The 22,619-nt window shown below is 67.0% G+C and carries 22 protein-coding genes and 1 pseudogene; 12 read left to right on the top strand and 11 right to left on the bottom strand.

Going from position 1 to position 22,619, the window contains the following annotated elements; all coding sequences use genetic code 11:
- Together adh and Q0379_RS09255 are read right to left on the bottom strand one after the other, a co-directional pair.
- Positions 1–1,494 (bottom strand): aldehyde dehydrogenase (gene adh / locus Q0379_RS09250; RefSeq protein ID WP_299007437.1); only part of this gene is annotated, 1,494 nt, incomplete at its 3' end.
- A gap of 121 nt (positions 1,495–1,615) precedes the next feature.
- Positions 1,616–2,566 carry a GAF domain-containing protein gene (locus tag Q0379_RS09255; protein ID WP_299007440.1) on the bottom strand — a complete coding sequence of 317 codons (951 nt, stop codon included), beginning with the start codon at positions 2,564–2,566 and terminating at the stop codon, positions 1,616–1,618.
- A gap of 141 nt (positions 2,567–2,707) precedes the next feature.
- On the opposite strand from Q0379_RS09255, the gene Q0379_RS09260 reads away from it, so the two are divergent.
- Positions 2,708–3,460 (top strand): creatininase family protein, encoded by a 753-nt coding sequence (locus Q0379_RS09260; protein ID WP_299007443.1) that lies wholly within the window; start codon positions 2,708–2,710, stop codon positions 3,458–3,460.
- Here Q0379_RS09260 and Q0379_RS09265 read toward each other — a convergent pair.
- Positions 3,457–4,480 (bottom strand): annotated as a pseudogene (locus Q0379_RS09265) (XdhC family protein). The gene Q0379_RS09260 and the pseudogene Q0379_RS09265 overlap by 4 nt on opposite strands.
- Positions 4,481–4,531: 51 nt before the next feature.
- Here Q0379_RS09265 and Q0379_RS09270 point away from each other — a divergent pair.
- Positions 4,532–5,407, top strand: a complete 876-nt coding sequence (locus Q0379_RS09270; protein WP_299007445.1) for a bifunctional regulator KidO — start codon at positions 4,532–4,534, stop codon at positions 5,405–5,407.
- A gap of 176 nt (positions 5,408–5,583) precedes the next feature.
- Positions 5,584–6,288 (top strand): NTP transferase domain-containing protein, encoded by a 705-nt coding sequence (locus Q0379_RS09275; protein WP_299007447.1) that lies wholly within the window; start codon positions 5,584–5,586, stop codon positions 6,286–6,288.
- A 40-nt stretch (positions 6,289–6,328) separates the two neighbouring features.
- Here Q0379_RS09275 and ald read toward each other — a convergent pair whose 3' ends face one another.
- Complete coding sequence (ald, locus tag Q0379_RS09280) at positions 6,329–7,441, bottom strand: alanine dehydrogenase (protein ID WP_299007450.1); 1,113 nt, start codon at positions 7,439–7,441, stop codon at positions 6,329–6,331.
- 119 nt (positions 7,442–7,560) lie between these two features.
- Between ald and Q0379_RS09285 the strand changes: the two genes are divergently transcribed.
- A complete protein-coding gene (locus tag Q0379_RS09285) occupies positions 7,561–8,034 on the top strand; it encodes an Lrp/AsnC family transcriptional regulator (RefSeq protein WP_299007453.1) in 474 nt (157 codons plus the stop codon).
- 72 nt (positions 8,035–8,106) lie between these two features.
- Positions 8,107–8,925 carry a carbonic anhydrase gene (locus tag Q0379_RS09290; protein WP_299007456.1) on the top strand — a complete coding sequence of 273 codons (819 nt, stop codon included), beginning with the start codon at positions 8,107–8,109 and terminating at the stop codon, positions 8,923–8,925.
- Between the two features lie 17 nt (positions 8,926–8,942).
- Here Q0379_RS09290 and Q0379_RS09295 read toward each other — a convergent pair whose 3' ends face one another.
- From Q0379_RS09295 to Q0379_RS09305, 3 genes are read right to left on the bottom strand one after another with little or no spacing between them, the layout of a single operon-like run.
- A complete protein-coding gene (locus tag Q0379_RS09295; protein ID WP_299007459.1) occupies positions 8,943–9,575 on the bottom strand; it encodes a carbonic anhydrase in 633 nt (210 codons plus the stop codon).
- Positions 9,576–10,208: a maleylacetoacetate isomerase gene (gene maiA, locus Q0379_RS09300; protein ID WP_299007462.1), complete on the bottom strand. Its 633-nt coding sequence runs from the start codon at positions 10,206–10,208 to the stop codon at positions 9,576–9,578.
- Between the two features lie 7 nt (positions 10,209–10,215).
- Entirely contained in the window at positions 10,216–10,896 is a 681-nt protein-coding gene (locus Q0379_RS09305) for a fumarylacetoacetate hydrolase family protein (protein ID WP_299007465.1), read from the bottom strand.
- 198 nt (positions 10,897–11,094) lie between these two features.
- Between Q0379_RS09305 and Q0379_RS09310 the strand changes: the two genes are divergently transcribed.
- Together Q0379_RS09310 and Q0379_RS09315 are read left to right on the top strand one after the other, a co-directional pair.
- Positions 11,095–11,973 (top strand): ABC transporter ATP-binding protein, encoded by an 879-nt coding sequence (locus tag Q0379_RS09310; protein ID WP_066687861.1) that lies wholly within the window; start codon positions 11,095–11,097, stop codon positions 11,971–11,973.
- Between the two features lie 13 nt (positions 11,974–11,986).
- The gene (locus Q0379_RS09315) at positions 11,987–15,574 is read left to right on the top strand and encodes a M1 family metallopeptidase (RefSeq protein WP_299007470.1); all 3,588 of its coding nucleotides are present in this window, start codon (positions 11,987–11,989) and stop codon (positions 15,572–15,574) included.
- A gap of 58 nt (positions 15,575–15,632) precedes the next feature.
- Here Q0379_RS09315 and Q0379_RS09320 read toward each other — a convergent pair whose 3' ends face one another.
- Positions 15,633–16,265 (bottom strand): DUF4142 domain-containing protein, encoded by a 633-nt coding sequence (locus Q0379_RS09320; RefSeq protein ID WP_299007472.1) that lies wholly within the window; start codon positions 16,263–16,265, stop codon positions 15,633–15,635.
- 110 nt (positions 16,266–16,375) lie between these two features.
- Here Q0379_RS09320 and Q0379_RS09325 point away from each other — a divergent pair, with 110 nt between their 5' ends.
- Entirely contained in the window at positions 16,376–17,587 is a 1,212-nt protein-coding gene (locus tag Q0379_RS09325; RefSeq protein WP_299007502.1) for a CaiB/BaiF CoA-transferase family protein, read from the top strand.
- A 6-nt stretch (positions 17,588–17,593) separates the two neighbouring features.
- Here Q0379_RS09325 and aac(6') read toward each other — a convergent pair whose 3' ends face one another.
- Entirely contained in the window at positions 17,594–18,037 is a 444-nt protein-coding gene (gene aac(6'), locus Q0379_RS09330) for an aminoglycoside 6'-N-acetyltransferase (protein ID WP_299007475.1), read from the bottom strand.
- Between the two features lie 3 nt (positions 18,038–18,040).
- Positions 18,041–19,879, bottom strand: a complete 1,839-nt coding sequence (locus Q0379_RS09335; protein ID WP_299007478.1) for an HWE histidine kinase domain-containing protein — start codon at positions 19,877–19,879, stop codon at positions 18,041–18,043.
- Between the two features lie 184 nt (positions 19,880–20,063).
- Here Q0379_RS09335 and Q0379_RS09340 point away from each other — a divergent pair, with 184 nt between their 5' ends.
- The 4 genes from Q0379_RS09340 (at position 20,064) to Q0379_RS09355 (ending at position 21,934) form a co-directional block, all read left to right on the top strand.
- Complete coding sequence (locus tag Q0379_RS09340; protein WP_299007481.1) at positions 20,064–20,414, top strand: hypothetical protein; 351 nt, start codon at positions 20,064–20,066, stop codon at positions 20,412–20,414.
- On the top strand, positions 20,414–20,809 hold the full coding sequence (locus tag Q0379_RS09345) for a hypothetical protein (RefSeq protein ID WP_299007484.1): 396 nt from the start codon (positions 20,414–20,416) through the stop codon (positions 20,807–20,809). The genes Q0379_RS09340 and Q0379_RS09345 overlap by 1 nt, the downstream gene beginning before the upstream one ends.
- Positions 20,810–21,026: 217 nt before the next feature.
- Positions 21,027–21,644, top strand: a complete 618-nt coding sequence (locus Q0379_RS09350; protein ID WP_299007487.1) for a superoxide dismutase — start codon at positions 21,027–21,029, stop codon at positions 21,642–21,644.
- 116 nt (positions 21,645–21,760) lie between these two features.
- Entirely contained in the window at positions 21,761–21,934 is a 174-nt protein-coding gene (locus Q0379_RS09355; RefSeq protein ID WP_013081098.1) for a DUF1328 domain-containing protein, read from the top strand.
- Between the two features lie 58 nt (positions 21,935–21,992).
- Here the strand turns inward: Q0379_RS09355 and Q0379_RS09360 are convergent.
- The coding region (locus tag Q0379_RS09360; RefSeq protein WP_299007499.1) for a metallophosphoesterase at positions 21,993–22,619 on the bottom strand (627 nt) is incomplete at its 5' end.

Raw genomic sequence — 22,619 nt, forward strand, 5'->3', positions numbered from 1 at the left:
GTAGCTGACCAGCAGGTTCTTGGTCTGCTGATAGTGATCGAGCATCATCTTGTGGGTCTCGCGGCCCACGCCCGACTGCTTGTAGCCGCCGAACGCCGCGTGGGCGGGATAGGCGTGGTAGCAGTTGGTCCAGACCCGGCCCGCCTCAATGCCTCGGCCAAAGCGGTAGCAGCGGTTGGCGTCGCGGCTCCACACGCCCGCGCCGAGTCCGAAGGCCGTGTCGTTGGCGATCGCCAGCGCCTCCTCCTCGGTCTTGAAGGTGGTTACGGCGAGGACCGGACCGAAGATCTCCTCCTGGAAGATCCGCATCTTGTTGTGGCCCTCGAAGACCGTCGGCTCGATGTAGTAGCCATCCGCCAGCTGGCCGGGCAGGACCTTGCGATGGCCGCCGGCCAGCAGCTTGGCGCCTTCGTTCCGGCCGATGTCCATGTAGCCGAGGATCTTGTTCAACTGTTCCTCGGACGCCTGAGCGCCGATCATGGTCGCGGGATCGAGCGGACTGCCCTGGACCACGGCGTTCACGCGCTTGAGAGCCCGCTCCATGAACTTCTCGTAGATCGACTCCTGAACCAGCGCGCGGCTTGGGCAGGTGCAGACCTCCCCCTGGTTCAGGGCGAACATGGTGAAGCCCTCCAGCGCCTTGTCGAAGTAGTCGTCGTCCTCGCGCATCACGTCGTCGAAGAAGATGTTCGGCGACTTACCGCCCAGCTCCAGGGTCACCGGGATCAGGTTCTGGCTGGCGTACTGCATGATCAACCGGCCGGTTGACGTCTCGCCGGTGAAGGCGATCTTGGCGATGCGCGGGCTGGAAGCCAGCGGCTTGCCTGCCTCAATCCCGAAGCCGTTGACGATGTTGAGCACGCCAGCGGGCAGCAGGTCCCCAATCAGTTCGGCCCAGACCATGATCGAGGCCGGGGTCTGTTCAGCCGGCTTCAGCACCACACAGTTGCCGGCCGCCAGGGCGGGCGCGAGCTTCCAGCAGGCCATTAGCAGCGGGAAGTTCCAGGGAATGATCTGGCCCACCACGCCCAGAGGCTCGTGGAAGTGATAGGCGATGGTGTCGTGGTCGATCTCGGAGATCGAACCTTCCTGGCTGCGAAGGCAGCCGGCGAAATAGCGGAAGTGGTCGATGGCCAGCGGAATATCGGCGGCCATGGTCTCGCGGATGGGCTTGCCATTGTCCCAGGTCTCCGCCGTGGCCAGGAGCTCAAGGTTCTCTTCCATCCGATCGGCGATGCGCAGCAGGATGCGAGAACGATCGGCCGGGCTCGTCTTGGCCCAAGCGGCCTTGGCGGCATGGGCCGCGTCCAGCGCGCGCTCGATGTCGATGTCCTGCGAGCGGGCGATCTCGCAGATCTTCTTGCCGTGGATCGGCGAGCTGTTGTCGAAGTAGCGTCCGTCGGCCGGCGCTGCCCACTGGCCGCCGATGAAATTGTCATAGCGAGTCTTGAACGGCGGGCGCGCCAGGGACTCGATGAATTCGGGTTTGGTCATGGTTTCCTCCATGCCGCCTTCTCGGCGGGCTTCTGGAGGGGAAGTGTGCGGCCCTGTTCCTCGTTCAGCGAAGCGGGCGCGAGACGCGCCGAAGAGGATGTGTCTCAGATCTGAGACAGGTTCAGTGGAATTCGCGACCGCGTTCCAGGCCAAGCCGTCTGAGTTTGCGGTTCAGCGTCGCGCGCGACAGGCCCAGGAGGTTGGCGGCCGCCGAGACATTGCCGCCGGCCTGGGTCAGGGCGCGGCGGACGGCGGCGCGCTCGGCGTCATCCAAACCGGCCGAACGGTCGGGCGAGGCGAGGCCGCGCCGCAACATCTCGTCGGTCAGTCTCAGCGCCTGTCGCGCCGCGCGGGTGGCCCCGATCACCAGATCGTCGCCATCGACCGCCAGCATTGGAGCGGAGGCTCGCTCCGCGCCCGTTTCCGACAGCAGGACGATCCGGGCGTTCGGAAAGGCCTCCCGGAAGGCCTTGGCCTCGATCCTTCGAGCCGCGTCGGTGACGATGCGCTCGACCATGCCGGTCAGCGCTTCGAGCCCCGGGCGGCAGGAGGAGACATCGAGCGCCCCCGCGACACGTCCAGCCGGATCGAACAGGGGCGCGACGGTGCAGGAGAGGCCGATATTGCGGGTGTGAAAGTGTTGGTCCCGATGGACCGTCAGCACGCGCTGTTCGGTCAGGCAGGTGCCTATGCCATTCGTGCCCTCGCGCGCCTCGCTCCAGACCGCGCCCTGCCAGAGGCCCCAGCGGCGAAAGACCGCGTCGTCGCCCTCCACGCCCCGACGATCGACCGGAACGCCGTCGGCGTCGGTCAGCAGAACACAGCAGCCGGCGTCGCCGACCGCCTGGAACAGGGCGTCGAGATTGTCCTGGGCCGCGGCGAGTAATGGCCCCATGCGCTCCTGCGCCAGGCGCAGTTCAGCGCCCGTGAGGGTCTCGGGCGGCCTTCGATTCTCCGGATCCAGGTGATGCTGGGTCAGGCAGCGTCGCCACGAGGCGGCGATCGGCGACAGGGCCGGCGCGGCGCCGTCGCGCAGCACCGAAAGAACCCTTTCGGCATGGCCGTTGGCCATAGCGTTTCCTCCGCGGACGAGTGTCCCCCCATCCAGACCTTCAGCATGACGCCACGTCAGCCGATGACGCAATACGGGATTTTACGTGTGGCCGCCCCGCTTTGGGCTTAAACGGACGCAAGGTTTCTCAGGAGTTCCCCCATGCTGCTCGCACTGTCCACCTGGGCCGAGATCGAGGCCCATCTGAAGACGAACCAGACGGTGGTGGTGCCGATCGGCTCGAATGAGCAGCATGGTCCGACGGGCCTCTTGGGCACCGACTGGCTGTGCCCCGAGATCATCGCGCACGAGGCCCACAAGCGCGCCGACAAGGTGCTGGTGGCGCCGACCTTCAATATCGGCATGGCCCAGCATCACTTGGCCTTTCCGGGCACCATCTTTCTGCGGCCGTCAACCTTCATCGCCGCGATCGGCGACTGGGTGCGCTCGCTGGGCGCCCATGGCTTCAAGCGTATCTATTTCCTGAACGGCCACGGCGGCAATGTCGCCTCGATCGAGGCGGCCTTCTCCGAGATCTACGCCGAGTACAGCTTCCGCAAGGAGCGCGCGCCGTTCGCGCTGAAGCTGAAGAACTGGTGGGATCTGGCGGGCGTCAACGCCCTGGCCAACAGCCAGTTTCCGACCGGCCACGGCAGCCACGCCACGCCGTCCGAGATCGCCGTGACCCAGTGGGCCTATCCCGAGACGATCAAGACGGCCGCTTATGAGCCCAGGATCGCGCCGACGGGACCGATCCGCGAGGCGCTGGATTTCCGCGCGCGTTACGCCGACGGCCGCATGGGCTCGGATCCGGCCCAGGCCACGCCCGAGAAGGGCGGGGCGCTGGTCGACCTAGCCGCCAGGTCGTTGATCGAGGACCTCGAAGCCTTCTCGGCCGAAGTCACGCCCGCCTAGGCGTCAATGGGCCATCGCGCCAGGACCGGCTGGCCGTGGCGCGCGGCCATCACCTCGCCGATCACCGCCACCGCCACCTCGAAGGGCGCCTTGCCGCCCAGGTCGAGGCCGATCGGCGCGCGCAGCTTGGCGAGGTCTCGGTCAGAAAGGCCTTCTGACTTCAGGCGCGCGAGGCGCTCGGGGAGCCGACGCCGCGCGCCGAGCAGGCCCACATAGGGCGCTTCCGAGGGCAAGGCCGCCTTCAGGGCGGCATGATCCTGCTCAGGCTCGTGGCCGCAGACCGCGACCGCCGTCCAGGGGTCCAGACCGATGTCAGCCAAGGCTGTCTCGACGCTGTCGCGACGATAGGCCACGCCGGCGAGCGGCGGCGGCGACGAAGGACCTTTCGGCCTGATCAGGGTTGTCTCGAAGCCCGATTGCGCGCCCACGCTCGCGACAGCCAGGGCCGTCGGATCGGCGCCGACGACAATCAAGCGCGGCTGGGGATCGTAAGCGCGTTCGAAGGCGCCCGGCCAAGGGACTTGCGGCTCCTCTGCGCACAGGCGGCGCGCCCCGTCGCTGACCCAGAAGGCGGGGAGGCGTCGCCGGCCAAGGTCAAGAAGCGACCGCACGGCCGCGTCGTCGGGCAGGATCCGCTCGACCAGTATTTCGATCCGTGCGCCACACAGCAGGCGAATATCCGGCCAGGGGCTGCCCTCGCCGTAGACCAGGCGTCGAGGCCGGCCGTCCGCAAGGCATGCTCGAGCATGGTCTTCGACGTCAGCCTCGATGCAGCCGCCGGACAGAAAGCCGGAAACGATTTGCGCGCCGAACACCATTTGCGTTCCCACCGGACGGGGGCCGCCGCCACCCAGCGAAACGATCGTCGCGAGGGCCGCCGGGCCTTGCGAAAGCGCCTCGGACAGGGCCGGACGGGCGTCTTCGGCCATGCCATGCATGGGCCAATCCGCGTCGAAACGATAGTTCATCATTGGGACCAACTTTAACCCCTCGGCAAGGTTCCAGAAACCTGATGTTCAAACCTTGGCGCGTAGCGTCGGTCTTCGATTAGTGATTTCCCGCACGGATGGCATGTCCATTTCGGTCTCAAAATTGGGTCTCGCGGCCGCGCAATTCGGCCTCGACGGCAGCGGTTCCGCGCCTCGCGGCCGCTCGCCCGAAGTCGAGACCCGCGAGATTCTGAACATCGCCGCCCGCGCTCGTCTGTCCGTTTTGGACGCCTCGGGCCTGTTCGGCCGCGCCGAAACCATCCTGGGCGAGCTCCTGCCGCGTCCGACGCCGTTCCGCGTCACCCTGGCCGCCGGTCGCGCCGATCGCGGCCCTGACTATGTCGAGGCTGAGGCCCGGGCCACGCTGCGCCGCCTGGGCGTCGAGCGCGCGGACGCCATCATCGTCCATTCGCCGTCGGAACTGTTCGGCGCGCATGGTCCGGCGCTTTGGGAGCGTCTCCAGCGGCTGAAGGATCAAGGCGTGTTCGCCAAGATCGGCGTCGCCGCTCACGCCTCCGACGATCCGGTCGGCGTCGCCAAGCGCTTCAAGCCCGACATCCTGCAGGCCCCCGCCAGCCTGCTCGACCAACGCCTGCTGGCCGACGGCTCGCTGCAGCGCATCGCCGGCATGGGAGTCGAAGTGCACCTGCGCTCGATCTTCCTGAACGGCCTGCTGTTCCTGCCGCCGGATCGCGTTCCGGCCCAGCTGAAGGGCGCCTCGGGGCGTCTCTCGCGCGTCCGCCGCATGATCGCCGAAGGCCGCTCGGACCCGCTCCAGGCGGCGCTGGGTTTCGCGCTGTCGCGTCCGGAAGGTTCCGCCGTCCTGGTCGGCGTGAACTCTGCCGCCGAACTGTCGGCGGTGGTGGCCGCGGCCTCGAGCCCGCCGCCGGATTTGGACTGGGACGAGATGGCGATCGACGATCCGGTCGCACTCGACCCGCGACGTTGGGTCGCCTGAGGCATGCCTCGTCGGCGCGCCGCTTCCTCTGGCGCGTCCCTAGAATCAGCTTGGACAATGATCTGGTCGAAGGCCGCGTGCGCGGCCGAAGACCGTCAACGCCTATTAACCCTATGGTTCACTCGGATTTTAAGACTTACAGCCTAGCTTGATCCCAACTGAGGGAGAGACGCGACATGATCCTCGCCGTGCTGCAGGCCCGCATGGGGTCCACTCGACTGCCGGGCAAGTCGATGGCCACGCTTCGCGGCGAGCCGATGATCATCCGCCAGCTGGAGCGCCTGCGCAGCGCGCGCTGCCTTTCCAAGATCATTGTCGCCACCAGCGCCGACACGGTCGATGACGCCCTGGCCGGCTTCCTGGTGTCGCGCGGCTATACGGTCCATCGCGGGGCGGGCGCGGACATTCTGGCGCGTATCGCCCGCTGCGCCGAGACCATCAGCTCGGTCAGCCACGTGGTTCGCCTGAAGGGCGATGCGCCGTTCGTGGATCCCGGGGTCATCGACGAGGCCATCCGCCTGGCCCTGGCCAGCGGCGCCGACTACACGTCCAACCGCGTCCAGCGCACCTATCCGGCCGGTCTCGAGGTCGAGGTGATCAAGGCCGGCGCGCTGCAAGCCGCCGCCGCAGAAGAGCGCGATCCGATGGCGCGCATCTCGCCCACCGCCGCGATCCGCAATCAGCCCGGCCGCTGGAGCCAAGCGCACCTGACCGCGCCGCGCGACTGGTCGCGCCTCGACTGGCGGGTCAAGACGGCCGCCGACCTCGCCTTCGCGCGCTCGGTCTACGACGCCTTGCATCCCGTCGATCCGGGCTTCCGGATGAACGACGTGCTGGACATGATCGGCAGCCGCCAGGACATCGCCCGCTTCGCGGCGTGACCGGCTCCCCGGCCAAGACCGGGGAACCGAAAAGCCAGGCCTAGTTCCAGGCGCCGTAGGGGTCGATCGACGTCTTGCCCAGCGCCTCGGCGACGGCCGGGTGAGTCAGCTGGCCCTTCAGCACGTTGAGGCCGCGCGCCAGGTGAACGTTCGACTTCAGCGCGTCGAGGCCCTTGTCGGCCAGCGCCAGACCGAACGGCAGGGTCGCGTTGCCCAGGGCCTCGGACGAGGTGCGCGGCGCGGCGCCCGGCATATTGGCCACGCAGTAGTGCACGACGCCGTCGACCACGTAGGTCGGCTCGGCGTGGGTCGTGGGCTTGCTGGTTTCGAAGCAGCCGCCTTGGTCGATCGAGACGTCGACCAGCACCGAGCCGGCCTTCATCTGCTTCAGGTGTTCGCGGCGCACCAGCTTGGGCGCGGCCGCGCCGGCCGTCAGCACGGCGCCGATCACGACGTCGGCCTTGAGGATCTCGTCCTCGACGGCGGCGAAGGTCGAGTAGCGGGTCAGGATGCGGCCCTGGTAGAGGTCGTCCAGCTCGCGCATACGCGGGATCGAGCGCTCCAGAACCACGACCTCCGCGCCCAGGCCCGCCGCCATGCGGGCGGCGTTGCTGCCGACCACGCCGCCGCCCAGGACGGCCACGCGCGCCGGCGGCACGCCGGGCACGCCGCTGAGCAGCAGGCCCATGCCGCCGTTGTGCTTGAGCAGGGTCTCGGCCGCCGAGAAGACCGCGATCCGGCCGGCGACCTCCGACATCGGCGCCAGCAGCGGCAGGCCGCCGCGCGCGTCGGTGACGGTCTCATAGGCGATGGCCGCGCACCCGCTGTTCAGCAGGCCTTCCGTCTGGGCCGGATCGGGCGCCAGGTGCAGGTAGGTGAAGAGGATGTGGCGCGGTTCGAGCTTCTCCCACTCGACCTTCTGCGGTTCCTTGACCTTCACGATCATGTCCGCGCCCGCGAACACCGCCGCGGCGTCGGGGGCGATGGTCGCGCCCGCCTTGACATAGGCCTCGTCGGCATAGCCGGCGCCGAGGCCGGCGCCCGACTGGACCAGCACGGTATGGCCGTGGCCGACATATTCCCGGACGGCCGTCGGCGTCAGGCCGACCCGGTGCTCGCCCGGTTTGATCTCTGTTGGGACCCCAACCCGCATGATGCTTCCTCCAAAAGCGCTTTCCTCGGAATTCTGCTCTTCGGACGGTGCAGTTTCCTTGGTGATTTCGTGCTTTGGCGTTACGTTGACGCAGGATTCCTGCGCCGAACGGGCCGAACATGACGAAACCCTCCGCCAATCTTGATGGTTTCGACCGGAAGCTCCTCAACCTCCTGCAGAGGCGGGGGAGAGCCAGCTATGTGGAAATGGGCGAGGCGGTGAATCTTTCCGAGTCCGCCTGCCTGCGCCGGGTCCGGGCCTTGGAAGAGTCTGGGGTGATCAGCCGATACGCCGCCGTGATCGACGAGCGCGCGGTCGGCCTGCCGCTCAGCGTCTTCGTGACCGTGACGCTGTCGTCCCAGGCGGAGTCGGCGCTGAGCGCGTTCGAAAAGGCCATCGCGAGCGTGCGCGAAGTCGCCGAATGCTACCTGATGACCGGCGGATCGGACTATCTGCTGCGGCTGGTGGTTCGGGACGTGGACGATCTTGAACGGGTCCACGCGCAGGAGCTCACCCGTATTCCAGGGGTCGTCCGCGTGAGCTCGAGCATCGCGATGCGCACGGTGGTCAAGCGCGTTGAATTGCCGCTGTAGGGCGCGGTTAACGTTCCTTAGAGCCGTTGTGGTCTAGCTGTTCTCCGACATTGATCGACGTCGGGGGACGAGATGGTTTCGAGACGATTGCTGCTGGGCGCGCTCATCGGCGTGGCGGCGCCCGCCCTGGCCTTCGCCGAGGGGGAAGGCGGCTCGCCCAGCCTCCTGACCAAGAAGGGCCGTCGCACGTCGCGGGCGCTCAAACATCAGGCGACCGACAAGGCCGCGTTGGACAAGGCGCTCTCGACCGTCAAGCCGATGGAGCCGCCGCCCGCGCCGCCGGCTCCCGCCGACATGGCCATCAGCCCTGACGAAGCTCTCGGCCGTCTGAAGCAGGGCAACGCCATCTTCGCCAGAGGCGGCGCCAACATCTCCCTGCCGTCCATGGCCCGCGTGGCCGAACTGTCCAAGGGCCAGAAGCCGTTCGCGGTGATCATCGGATGCTCGGATAGCCGCGCCGCGCCGGAACTGATCTTTGACTGCAATCTGGGCGAACTCTTCGTCGTCCGCGTCGCCGGCTCGACTGTCAGCCGCGAAGGCCTCGGCTCGATCGTCTATGCCGTCGAGCACCTGGGCGCGCCGCTGATCGTCGTGCTGGGGCACACCAAGTGCGGCGCCGTGGGCGCGGCGGTGGACGTCGCCACCAAGCACGCCGAGCTGCATGGCGCCTTGCACGAAATGGTGCTGCCGATCCTGCCGGCGGTGATCGAGGCCGAGGAGCAGCATCCGGCCGACCTGCAGGACGCCGCGATCCGCCAGAACGTTCGCGACATCGCGCGCCGCCTGAAGGTGTCTGACGGCACGCTTGCCGAGCGGGTGGAGGAGGGGCGCCTGAAGATCGTCTCGGCCTGCTACGATCTCAGCACGGGCGCGGTCGCCTTCGACGCCTGACGTCGAAGGCGGCGGACCTAGCCGGCGATCGACTCCGCCACGACGCGCTCATAGTCGGCCAGGCTGGCGATGCCGATGTCGAGGTCGGTGACCAGCCCGTCGTGCAGCGAATAGACCCAGCCGTGCACGGCGAGCTGTTGGCCGCGCGCCCAGGCGTCCTGCACGAAGACGTCGGCGGCGACGTTGCGCACCTGGCGGGCGACGTTCAGCTCGGTCAGGCGGTCGAGCATGGCGCGCTTTTCCGGAATCTGAGCCAGCTCGTGCTTGTGCTCCGCGCACACTTCACGGATCGGATGCAGCCAGTGGTCGACGAGGCCGCGGCGCTGTCCGTCGATCGCCGCCGCCACGCCGCCGCAGCCGTAGTGACCCACGACCATGATGTGCTTGACCTTCAGCACGTCGACCGCGAACTGCAGCACGCTGAGATAGTTGGCGTCTTGCGGTGGGGCCAGATTGGCGACGTTGCGGTGGACGAACAGCTCGCCCGGATCCAGGCCGACGATCTCGTTGGCGGGCACGCGGCTGTCGCTGCAGCCGATCCAGAGATATTCCGGGCTCTGCTGGCCTTCGAGCCGCTTGAAGAAGTCGGGATCGACCTGGGTCTTGCTCTTTGACCAGGCGGCGTTCTTGGCTTTCAGATCCTCAAGCATCTAGCGCTCCGGATGGTGGTCGGGGTGTGCGGCCGCGATGGCCGGGTGCAGGGCCGCGCGGGCGGCTGCGGCTTGGATCGCTGGGAACGGCGAGAGATCGACGTTGAAACGGCCGGCGTTGAACACTTGCGGCACCAGAAGGCAATCCACGAGGCCCGGCGTGTCGCCGAAGGCGAAAGCGCCGCCGTGACGGGCGACCAGCGGCTCCAACGCGGAAAAGCCATCCGAGATCCACCGCGTCACCCAAGCGTTGCGCCGAGCTTCGTCGATTTCCAGGGCGGTCAGCGCCCGCAGGATCCGCAGGTTGTTCAGCGGGTGAATGTCGCAAGCGATGATCTCGGCCATGGCCCGCACCGTGGCGCGGTCGAACGGATCGGTCGGCAGCAGGCGGGGCTCGGGAAAAGCCTCGTCCAGCCATTCCAGGATCGCCAGGCTCTGGGTCAGAGGGCGTCCATCGACCTCCAGCGTCGGCACCAGCGCCTGGGCGTTGAGACTGCGATAGCCCTCGGTCTGATGGGCGTTCGCCACCAGATCGACGGGGCGTAGTTCGAAGGCCAGGCCTTTGAGATTGAGGCCGATGCGCACCCGATAGGGCGCGCTGGCCCGCTTGGCGCTGTGGAGGACAAGCTTCATGGCGGCCTCAGACCAGGGTGAATTCCAGGCGGCCGACGCCGTCGATCTCGCCGACCACCTTGTCGCCTCGAGCAATGGCGGCGACGCCCTCCGGCGTGCCGGTGAAGATCAGGTCGCCCGCGGCCAGGGTCCACAGCGTGGAGGCCTTGGCGATGACTTCGGCGATATTCCAGATCATGTCGCCGATTTGACCCCGCTGGCGCTCGGTTCCATTGACCGAGAGCGTGATGGCCGCTTCCGGCGTGGGCTCGCCCATGACCCGGACGGCGCTGATAGGGGCGCTGGCGTCGAAGGCCTTGCCCGCTTCCCAGGGCTGGCCCTTGGCCTTGGCCGCGCCCTGCAGGTCGCGGCGCGTGAGATCAACGCCCACCGCATAGCCGAAGACGCAGTTCAGGGCCTGTTCGGGCGTGAGGTCCGCGCCGCCGGCCTTCAGCGCCACGACGAGCTCGATCTCGTGGTGCAGGTCGTTGGTGGCGGGCGGATAGGGGATTTCACGGCGCAGCGGCGCGATCGCGTCCGCGGGCTTGGCGAAGAAGAAGGGCGGATCGCGCTCGTCGCCGCCCATCTCGCGCCGGTGCGCGGCGTAGTTTCGGCCGACGCAAAGGATCCGGCGAACCGGAAAGACCGCATCCGACCCCTCCACCGGGACCGTCGGAAGGGCATGCGGGGGAAAGGCGTAAGTCGTCATGGCGCTTCCTGTAGACCCAAACCGCCCTCGCAAAAACCCTCGTCGCACGTTCGCGGGCGCCAGGCCGAAAGCGACGGCTTTCCAGAATCCATGGGTTGAACCCCGTGCCTAAACGTTCTTTCACTTGCCCCTATCCGCGCCGCCGAGTCATGACGGTGTGGGGATATTTGGGCGGCATTCGGGGGCAACGGAACGTTCATGCTGATCATCGAGAACCTGACCCACGTCTATGGCAACGGCGTCAAAGCCTTGGATGAGGTCAATCTGACGATCCCGCGCGGGATGTACGGCCTTCTCGGGCCCAACGGCGCGGGCAAATCGACCTTGATGCGCACGATCGCCACCTTGCAGGCGCCGACCTCCGGCCACATCCGCTTCGGCGACATCGACGTCCTGAAGACCCCAGAGCTGCTGCGTCGCACGCTCGGCTACCTGCCGCAGGATTTCGGTGTCTATCCGCGCGTCTCTGCCTACGACATGCTGGACCACATGGCGGTGCTGAAGGGGATCGCCAACGCCAAGGACCGCAAGGAGACAGTCGAGCACCTGCTGAACCAGGTGAACCTCTGGACTGTGCGCAAGAAGGCGATCGCCGGCTTCTCGGGCGGCATGCGCCAGCGCTTCGGCATCGCCCAGGCCCTGATCGGCGATCCGCGCCTGATCATCGTCGACGAGCCCACGGCGGGCCTCGACCCCGAAGAACGCAACCGCTTCCTCAACCTGCTGGCCGAGATCGGCGAGAATGTGGTGGTGATCCTTTCCACCCACATCGTCGAGGACGTTTCCGATCTTTGCCCGGCCATGGCCATCATCTGCGATGGCCGCATCGTCAGCGAAGGCGCGCCGGCGGACCTGGTGGCCAAGCTGAAGGGCCGCATCTGGAAGAAGATCATCGACAAGAGCGACCTCGAGGCGGCCAAGGCCCGCTACAAGGTGATCTCCACCCGCCTGCTGGCGGGCCGCACCGTCATCCACATCCTGTCCGACGACAATCCGGGCGATGGCTTCGCTCCGGTCGAAGGGGGATTGGAGGATGTCTACTTCTCCACCCTCTCGACCACGCGGCGCGCGGCCTGACGGAGGGCGGCCCATGTTTCGCAAGATCGCGGGTTTCGAGCTCCGCTACCAGCTGAAGTCGCCCGTCTTCTGGGTGGTGGCGACCATCTTCTTCCTGCTGACCTTCGGGGCGGCGACGATCGACCAGATCCGCATCGGCGGCGGCGGCAACATCCATAAGAACGCCCCGTTCGCCATCGCCCAGACGCATATCATCCTGTCGATCTTCTACATGTTCGTCACCACGGCCTTCGTGGCCAATGTGGTGGTCCGTGACGACGAGACGGGCTTTGGGCCGATCCTGCGCTCTACCCGCGTCCGCAAGTTCGACTATCTGTACGGCCGTTTCGCCGGGGCCTTCCTGGCGGCCGCGATCTCGTTCCTGGTCGTGCCCCTCGCCATCTGGCTGGGCTCGTTCATGCCCTGGATCGATCCGGAGCGGCTCGGGCCGAACGATCTCCACGCCTACCTCTTCTCGTACTTCGTCCTGGCCTTGCCGACGATCCTGCTGACCTCGGCGCTGTTCTTCGCCCTGGCCACGGTCACCCGGTCGATGATGTGGACCTATGTCGGCGTCATCGCCTTCCTCGTGCTCTGGATCGTCGCCGGCATCGCCCTGCGTCGGCCTGAGTACGCCAAGATCGCGGCCTATTGGGAGCCTTTGGGGGCCTCGGCGTTCGGCCAGGCGACGCGGTACTGGACCGCCAGCGAGCGCAACAGCCTTGTGCCGCCCTTCACGGGCGCGCTGCTGTTCAACCGTATCTTCGTGAGCGCCCTGGCGGCCGGGTTCCTGGGACTGGCCTATGGCCTCTTCCGGTTCCAATCGGCGGACCTGTCAGGGCAGCGCAAGGTCAAGGCGACCAAGCGCGCGGTCGATGAGGCGCCGCCTTCGGCCCTCGCCGGACCTCTGCCCGCGCCCCGCTTCGATCGGCAGACCGCCTGGGCGCAATTGGTTGTTCGCACGCGACTGGACATGGGCCAGGTGTTCAAGAGCCCGGCCTATTTCGTGCTGCTGTTCCTGGGCCTCGCCAACGCCATGGGCTCTCTGTGGTTCGCCACCGAGGCGGGGACCTATGGCGGCGTCATCTATCCCGTTACGCGCGTCCTCATCGAGCCCCTGCTGGGCTCGTTCAGCCTCATCCCGATCATCATCGCCATCTACTACTCGGGCGAACTGGTCTGGCGCGAACGCGAGCGCAAGACGCACGAGATCATCGACGCCACGCCCGTGCCGGATTGGGCGTTCGTCGTTCCGAAGACCCTGGCGATCAGCCTGGTCCTGATCTCGACGCTGTTGATCAGCGTGCTGGCGGCGGTGCTGAGCCAGGCCCTGCATGGCTACTTCAACTTCGAGTTCGAAAAGTACCTGCTCTGGTATCTGCTGCCGCAGTCGGTCGACTGGATCCTGTTGGCGGCGCTGGCCGTCTTCCTGCAGGCGATCAGCCCCCACAAGTTCATCGGCTGGGGGCTGATGGTGATCTATCTGGTCACCACCATCACCTTTGTGAACCTGGGTTTCGAGCACAAGCTCTACAACTACGGCTCGGTCACATCGACGCCGTTCTCCGACATGAACGGCCAGGGCAAGTTCTGGATCGGCGCCTGGTGGTTGCGGGCCTATTGGAGCGCTTTCGCGCTGGTCTTGCTGGTGCTGGCGCACGCCTTTTGGCGGCGGGGGACCGAGAGCCGGCTTCTGCCGCGCCTGCGCCGCCTGCCCGCGCGCCTGAACGGCGGAGCGGGGATCCTGATGGTTCTGTCGCTGGCCGCCTTCGCGGCCGCCGGCGGCTACATCTACCTCAACACCAACGTCTGGAACCCCTACCGGACCAAGATCGACAACGAGAAGTGGCAGGCTGACTACGAGAAGACGCTGCTGCCGTTCGAGAATACGCCCCAGCCCAAGATCGTGGCGATGACGCTCGACGTCGATCTGCGTCCGCACGCGCCCAGCGTCGAGACCAAGGGATCGTATGTCCTTGAGAACAAGACCGGCGCGCCGCTGAAGGAGATCCACGTTCGCTTCGATCGCGACCTGCAGGTGAAGGGGCTGTCGATCGAGGGCGCCCGGCCCAAGAAAACCTTCGAGGCCTTCAACTACCGGATCTTCGCCTTCGACACGCCGATGCGCCCCGGCGAGCGGCGCAAGATGAGTTTCATCACGCTGCGCGCCCAGCGCGGCTTTCCCAACAGCGACCAAGAGCGCCGGATCGTCGATAACGGCTCGTTCGTGAACAACATGGAGATCACGCCGCTGCTGGGCATGTCGCGCGAAGGCCTGCTGCAAGATCGCGCCAAGCGCCGCAAGTACGGCCTGCCGCCCGAGCTTCGCATGGCCAAGCTGGGCGACGTTGCATCCCGTCAGTTCAACGGCCTGCGCAAGGACGCCGATTTCATCAGCTCCGACATCACCGTTACGACCGAAGCCGATCAGACGCCGATCGCGCCGGGCTACAAGGTCTCGGACACCGTCAAGAACGGTCGTCGCACCGCGCGCTTCGTCACCGAGGCGCCGATCATGCCGTTTGTGTCGATCCAATCAGCGCGCTACCAGGTCTCGCGCGAGACCTACAAGGGCGTCGAACTGGCGGTCTATTACGACGCCCAGCATCCCTGGAACATCGCGCGGATGAAGACGGCCATGAAGCGGTCTCTGGACTACTTCCAGGCCAACTTCAGCCCCTACCAGTTCCGCCAGCTGCGCTTCCAGGAGTTCCCGGACTACGCCCAGTTCGCCCAGTCTTTCGCCAACACCATCCCGTGGTCCGAAGGGCTGTTCTTCATCTCCGACTACCGCGATCCGTCCAAGATCGACATGGTGACCTATGTCGGGGCGCACGAGATCGGCCACCAATGGTGGGCCCACCAGGTGATCGGCGCGGACCAGCAGGGCGGCGCCATGCTGAGCGAGACCTTCGCCCAGTATTCGGCCCTTATGGTCATGAAGCACGCCTATGGTGAGGACCAGATCCGCAAGTTCCTGAAGTTCGAACTGGACAGCTATCTGCGGGCCCGCGGCGGCGATGTGATCGACGAGCAGCCCTTGGCCAAGGTGGAGACCCAGCCCTACGTCTATTATCGTAAGGGCTCGCTGGTCATGTACCGGCTGCAGAACGAGCTTGGCGAAGAGGTTGTCAACCGCGCTCTGCGAAAGCTGATCGCCCAATACGCCTTCAAGGGCGCGCCCTACCCGATCACCACCGACTTCCTGGCCTATCTCCGGGCCGAGGCGCCGGCGGACAAGCAGGCGCTGATCACCGACCTGTTCGAGAAGATCACGCTCTACGATCTGAAGGCCAAGACCGCCTCCGTGAAGGCGCGACCCGATGGGAAGTTCGACGTCACGATCACGGTGGACGCCCAGAAGAAGTACGCCGATGGCAAGGGCAAGGAGACCGCTGCCTCGCTGAACGAGACGATGGACATCGGCGTCTTCACCGCCAAGCCCGGTGACAAGGGCTTCGACGCCAAGGACGTGCTGCTCTACGAGCGGCGTCCGATCCGCTCGGGCGTGCAGACCTTCACCTTTACGGTGGCCAGAAAGCCGAAGTTCGCGGGGATCGACCCGTACAATACGGTGATCGACCGCAACAGCGACGACAACACGGTCGCGGTCGGCAACTGACGCGAAAAAGCCCGCCGTCTCGATGACGGCGGGCTCGTTCTCGCAACGCGGCGCAAGCTTAGTGCTGGGCGTTGTCCTTGGCGACGTCCTCGCCGGTGTCGAAACCCTTCTTCAGGCCTTCAGCCATGTTCAGGTGCTCCTGGACCTTCGGGGCGGTGGCCGCAGCGAACGACTTCAGGGCGGGGGTGTCGCCGTCCTGAGCATAGCGCTGCAACAGGTTCAGGGCCGCCTGGTGGGCGTCGACCTGGCTGTCGGCATACTTCTTATCGAAGTCCTTGGCGTCGGCCTTGTTCAGGTCATCCAGCTTGTCCTGCAGGTCTTGCGGCAGCATGGTCGGCGGGGTGAGCGACGCACCCGAGGCGGCGATCGCGGCCTTCAGCTCATCGGTCGTCTTGGTGTGCGCCTTCTGCATGTCGGCGGCGAACTTCTTGACCGACGGATTGGTCGAGCGCTTGGCGGCGATCTTCGCGGCCTCGATCTCGAACATGTCGCTGGCGCCGGCCTTGGCGACGAAGACGTCGGCCTTGGTTTCGTCCGACGGGGTCGGGACGGTGGCGGCGGGGTTGGCGTCCGGCGTCGCGGCTTGCTCGGCCGGCGTCGCGGCGCCCTTGGTCTCGTCGGTCTTCTGGCCGCAAGCGGCGAGGCTCAGCGCGGCAACGGCGGCGCCGACAATCATCAGGTGACGGGTCATGGCTCTGTCTTTCCCTGGGTTCTTTTTTGTAGAGAGGGATCAAACTTCGGCGCCGCGGTTCGCCGTCGTGCCAAAAGAACATCACGGGGCCGTGATCGGTTCCCGTGGAGCTGGGGAACATGTCGATGACCGAAGGCCCGCTTTCCGGATTACGCGTGATCGAGATGGGCTCGCTGATCGCCGGGCCCTTCTGCGGACAGGTATTAGGCGACTTCGGCGCCGAGGTGATCAAACTCGAGGATCCCAAGGTCGGCGATCCGATGCGCCAGTGGGGACGCTCCAAGCCCAAGGGGCTGTCGCCCTGGTGGCCGGTGATCGGCCGCAACAAGAAGTCCGTCACGATCGACCTGCGCACCGAGGAGGGTCGCGACATCGCCCGGGCCTTGATCGCCAAGGCGGACGTGGTGGTCGAGAACTTCAGGCCGGGCACGCTCGAGAAGTGGGGCATGGGCTATGAGGCCTTGGCCAAGACCAATCCCGGCCTCATCATGGCGCGCGTCTCCGGCTTTGGTCAGACCGGCCCCTATTCCAAGCGCGCCGGCTATGCGCTGGTCGGCGAAGCGATGGGCGGCCTGCGCCACATCACCGGCGAGCCCGATCGGCCGCCGGCCCGAGCGGGCATCTCGATCGGCGACAGCCTCTCTGGCCTCAACGCCGCGCTCGGCGTGATGATGGCCCTGCATGCTCGCCAGCGGACCGGCAAGGGACAGGTGGTCGACGCGGCGATCTACGAAAGCGTGCTGACGGTGATGGAGAACCTGATCACCGAGTACGATCTCACCGGCTATATCCGCGAGCGCTCCGGCGCGGTCTTGCCGGGGATCGCGCCGTCGAACGTCTATCCGACCCGCTCTGGAGAGCTGGTGCTGATCGGCGCCAACCAAGACACCCTGTTCAAGCGGCTTTGCGACCTGATGGGTCGTCCGGACCTTGTCGAGGACCCGCGCTACCGCGACCATGCCGCCAGGGGCGCGCACCAGGCCGAGCTCGACGCCCGCATCGCAGCCTGGACCGCCGACCAGGACATCGAAGACCTTCTGCCGAAGCTGGAGGCGGCGGGTCTTGCGACGGGGCGGATCTACAGGGCGCCGGATATGCTCGACGATCCACAGTTCCAGGCTCGCCAGTCGATCGTCACCGTGCCGCATCCGGTGTTCGGCCAGGTGAAAATGCAGAACGCCTTCCCACGGCTGACCGAAACCCCCGGGGCCGTGCGCTGGCCGGGGCCCATGCTCGGCGAGCACACCGACGCCGTCCTGGCCGAGCTGGCAGGTCTCGACGCCGAGGCCCTGGCGGATCTGCGGGCGCGGAGCGTGATCTAGGACGCTTCAGAGCGGCTTGCGGAAATAGACCACCCGCTCGGTCTCCTCGAAGCCGACGGCCTGGTGGAAGGCGTGGCTTTCGAGGTTGTCCGCCAAGGCGTCTGACGCCAGTTCGCTGCAGCCTCGACGCCGCCCCCAATCGGCCACCGCATCACACAGGGCTCGCCCGACCTGGGCGTTGCGGAAGGCGGGGCGCACGTACAGTCCCTCGACGAAGGCCACGGGCGAGGTCTCGCAGCCGTTGACATAGTCGTGGCGCAGAGCCGCTTCCACGAAGCCGGCGAGCCGACCGTCGGGAGCTTCCGCCACGAAGGCGACGATGTCCTTCTCCGAGGCGAGCGCTTCGCCGACCTCCGCGCGGTGGTCGGCGATATCGTCATCAGGCCAGAGTTCGACGCGGAGCGCGGTCCAGTCGTCCAGGTCTCGCGGCGCGGCGGCGCGGATCAGCACGGCCTAGGCTCGACCGGTGACCCCCGCCACAGCGCGGGCGATCTGGTGGACGTTGTACGGCTTGCGCACGATCGGGGCGTCGAAGCCCATCGGCGCGGCCTTGTCGGCATAGCCGGTGGCGAACACGAAGGGACGACCCATGCTACGCAGGATTTCCGCGACGGGAGCGACTGACTGTCCGTTCAGGTCGGCGTCCAGGACCGCGACGTCGAAGTCCTTCTCGACCATCGACAGGGCCTCGCCCAGCTCGGCGGCGCAGCCTACGACCTCGACGCCGGCGTCCTCCAGGCCCGCTTCGAGCTCCAGGGCCAGCAGCAGCGAATCCTCGACGATCAGAACCTTGAGCCCGGCGATCGCGCCTGGGCGCACGGTCTCGTCAGCGGCGACGACGGTCTCGACGATCCGTTCGGGCAGGGCGCTGACGGGCTCGACCGGAGGCGCGTCGGCCAGAGCCTCGGCCGCGCCGACGATCATGGCGGTGACGCCGCTTGAGCGGTAGCTGATCTTGGCCGAGCCGCCCAGCTCGCGGCCGGCGACGTCCTCGATCAGCGTGGCGCCGAAACCCTTGGTCGTCGGCGCCGCCGCGGGCGGTCCGCCGGTCTCCAGCCATTCGAGGGCGAAACCGCCTTCGGGCGTGCGCCGCCAGACGACCTCCACCTTGCCGTTCTCGGTCGACAGCGAGCCGTAGCGCACGGCGTTGACCGCCAGTTCATGCAGCGCCAGCGACAGCGCCGCGGCGGCGCGCGGCGTCAGGAACAGCTCCGGGCCGTCCCAGCGGGTCTGGGTGGGGGCGAGGCCGCCGAGCTCGGCGGCGGCGATCCGCGCCAGGGTCGCGCCCCGCCATCGGGCGGCGCTCAGCAGGTCGTGCGCCGAGCTCATCGACTTTAGGCGCGCGGCGAAGGTCTTGAGGAAGACGTCGAGCGAGGCCGACTTGCGCGCCGACTGGGCGGCGACCGACTGCACGACCGCCAGCAGGTTCTTGATCCGGTGATCCAGCTCGGCGACGAGCGCCTCGCGCTGCTGCTCCTCGGCCTTCCGCTCGCTGATGTCCTGGACGACGCCGATCAGATGGGTCGGTTCGTGGTCCGGACCGAACAGCATGACGCCGGACCCGTGGTACCAGACCGCCCGCCCGTCCGCGTCGGGAAGGCGGCGGTACTCCAGGCTGTAACGGCCGGTCTGCGCGAGCTGCTTGTTGATCGTCTCGCGGGCGATCTCGCGATCTTCGGGATGGATGTAGGGAAACAGCGCCGCGCCGTTCTCGGACGGGATCACGCCCGGCGCGATCCCCGCGACCTTCGCCAGGCGAGGGCTGATCTTGAAGACGTCGCGCTTGATGTCCCACTCGAACTCGCCAAGCGCCGCCGCGGTGATGGCGAGGTTTAGACGTTCGCCCTCCAGCGTTCTGTCGCCCTCGGGCTTCGCCGTCAGGACTTCGGCCGCCAGATCGGCCAGATCCTCTAGCGCCTGAAGGTCCTCGGCGGCCGCGGGGCCTTGCGCGCCCGGCCCCTCGACGACCAGCGCGCCCAGGACATGACCCTGGCTGTCGCGAATGGGCGCGGCCAGATCGATTGCTCTTCCGGTCGAGACCACCTTATCGGCGAGGTCGTTTGCCCGGGGGGCTTCCGGCCCCGCATAGCCGACGAACGCCTTGCGCCAGATGCGGTCCTGGTCAACAAGCGCGACGGCCGCCTTGGGGGCGTCGAACAGCCGGGAGGCTAGGCGCGCGACCCGCAGGAGGCGCGGTTCGTTGACCTCGCCATCCAGAATTCCAAGCGCGCGCAAAGCCTTGAGGCGGGCGGTTTCCTGGCGGTCGTCGCTGACGATTGGGGCGTCGTCCATGATTCGACCTTAAACTTGGTTCGCGTTCGGCGCGAGCGCCTTTGAATCAGGGCCCTTAAGCAGGCGGATTCGAGTGGTGAAGCTTGGGGTCCTTGAGTATCGTGGAACCGCAGCGACGAATGCGACGTTGTCGGGACGCCGCTTCCCGCGTCCCGGTCGGTCGCGTCGCGAACAGGAGATGACCATGCCCGCCAATTCTCTGAATCCCGCCGCCAAGGAAGCCACCAAGGCCAAGGGCGCCACCCTGGAAGCCGTCGAGCACGCCGAGCGTAGCTTTACCGAAGCCGCGCACGCCGCGCGCGCCTCCCTGACCGAGGCCGCCAAGCGGGTCGAGAAGTCGGTCGCTGAAGGCTTCGAGACGCTTCGCGCCCAGAGCCGCGCCTATACCGACACCGCTGGCCAGCAGATCGAAGAGGCCCAGCGCTATGTGTCCGAGCGCGTTCGTGAGCGTCCGATCGCCGCCACCCTCGCCGGCGTGGGCGTGGGCGTCCTGATCGGTCTGCTGATCGCTGGCGGCCGTAGCAATAACCGGTAATGTTCGAGAAAACCCTCATGACCCTGGCGGCGGCGGCGGCGATCGCCGCCGCCGCCGCCGTCAGCGTCGTTTCCGCCGCCTTCGCGCTGTATGCAATCCTGCTGCCGCGGGTTGGCGCGGCCGGGGCCTCGGCGATCGTCGCCGCCGTGGCCGCCCTGATCGTCGCCCTCGCCGGCATGATCGCCGCTCGCAAGGCCGAGAACCGTCGCGCCAGCCAGCAGGAGATTCCGCAGGGCGGTTTCGACCTGACCGGCAAGGTGGTCGACATCGTGCGGGAACGTCCGCTGATGTCGCTGGGCATCGGTCTGGCCGCCGGCATCATCGCGCTGAAGAACCCGACGCTTACAGCGTCGCTGGCGAAGGCCTTCTTGGATCCCAAGCCGCCGCAGCGCTGAAGCACTGACACGAGAACAGCATCGCCGCCGCCGGAGCCGTCCAGCGGCGGCGATGTCTTGTCCGGCAAGTGGAAACCCCAAGTTTCAAAGGGAATTTATCTCTAAAATTTGACCAAGATCATGCGTCTGGCGACTTACACTTTCGCGCCGACGCCTCTAGATGCCTCGTCGCGTTCCCGCTCCTCCCTTCATGGGAACGCCTTCCCATGGAGTGAACATGTACAAGCTGCCGGACCTGCCCTACGCCTACGACGCGCTGGAGCCGACCATCTCCGCCAACACGCTCCACTTCCACCACGACAAGCACCACGCCGCCTATGTCACGGCCCTGAACGGCCTGCTGAACGGCGACGACAAGGGTTCGCTGGAAGCGGTGATCAAGTCGGCCGGTCCGGGCAAGGTGTTCAACAACGCCGCCCAAGCCTGGAACCACGCCTTCTTCTGGGACGGCATGAGCCCGACCAAGACCGCCCCGGGCGCTGAGCTCGCCGCGGCCATCGACAGCACCTTCGGCGGCCTCGCCGCGCTGAAGGAAAAGTTCGTCGCCGAAGGCATCGGCCACTTCGGTTCGGGCTGGGTGTGGCTGGTCTCGGACGCCTCGGGCGCGCTGAAGATCATCTCGACCCACGACGCCGAAAGCCCGGTGACGCAAGGCCTCACGGCTCTGGTGGTCGCGGACGTCTGGGAGCACGCCTACTACCTGGACTACCAGAACCTGCGGAAGGCCTTCCTTGAAGCCTTCTTCGACAACCTGGCCAACTGGACCCTGGCCGACAGCCAATACGCCGCCGCCAAGGCCGGCGCGCAAGGCTGGGCCTATCCGGCTCCGGAATAGGCCAATCCCCGCCGGAACGCCCGGCGCGTCGGGTGCGTTGTCAGGAAGCGAGGCCATAAGGTCTCGGACACCCTACAACCGCCCCGGCGATCCGCCGGGCCAATCCGGAGAGGCCAATGCTGAACTGGGCTCTGACCTTCCTGGTGATCGCCCTGATCGCCGCCCTGCTGGGCTTCACCAGCATCGCGGGCGCGGCGATGGGGATCGCCAAGATCCTGTTCTATGTCTTCTTGATCCTGTTCCTGGTGTCGCTGGTCAGCCACCTGTTCAGGGGACGGCGCGCTCCCTAGCGGAGACGTCCATCGAGCTTTTGGACGGCGTGGCCTTCGGGTCGCGCCGTTTTGCTTTTCAGCGCCGATCGAACGCCCAGGTGCGCCAGACCTCGAAGCGGCCGCGCTCATAGGCGAGGGCCGTCACCCGGACGCAACCAGGGTCCGCTTCGATCACGTTGAAGCCCGGCGCCGCGCCGCGCTCGCGCAGGGATAGGGTGCCAGAGCCGACCAGCTGAGCCTTGCCGTCGCCGAACGGGAGCGCGGTCACGAACGGCAGGTGAATGTGGCCCGATAGGACGATGTCGACGCCGGCGTCGACGAAGCGGTTGGCGGCGTCGACACCCCCGCGAACCCTCGCCGTCATCGGTCCGCCCAGGACCTCCATCAGCGGGTGATGACAGACCACCACCTTCAGATCGCTGGAGGGCGCGGCCCTTAAAGCTTCAACGACGCGGCGTAACTGGCTTCGCGAAACCGCGCCCTTGGACCAGTTCCAACGCAGCTGAGCGGCGCGCGCGGTATTGAGAGACGTGACGGTGACGCCCGGTCCCCGCCAGTCCGCCCCGTCCTCTGGTCCGAACCGATCCTCGAACCGTCGCCAGGGACGCGTGAACCGGACCCAGAGCTCTCTTGGCCCCACGAAGGGCGTGTCGTGATTGCCCGGGACGACCAGGGTTGGGCGCGGAAGGCTGTTGATCCATGC

It is taken from the genome of uncultured Caulobacter sp., assembly GCF_937900395.1.
In the GTDB taxonomy this organism is placed as follows: domain Bacteria; phylum Pseudomonadota; class Alphaproteobacteria; order Caulobacterales; family Caulobacteraceae; genus Caulobacter.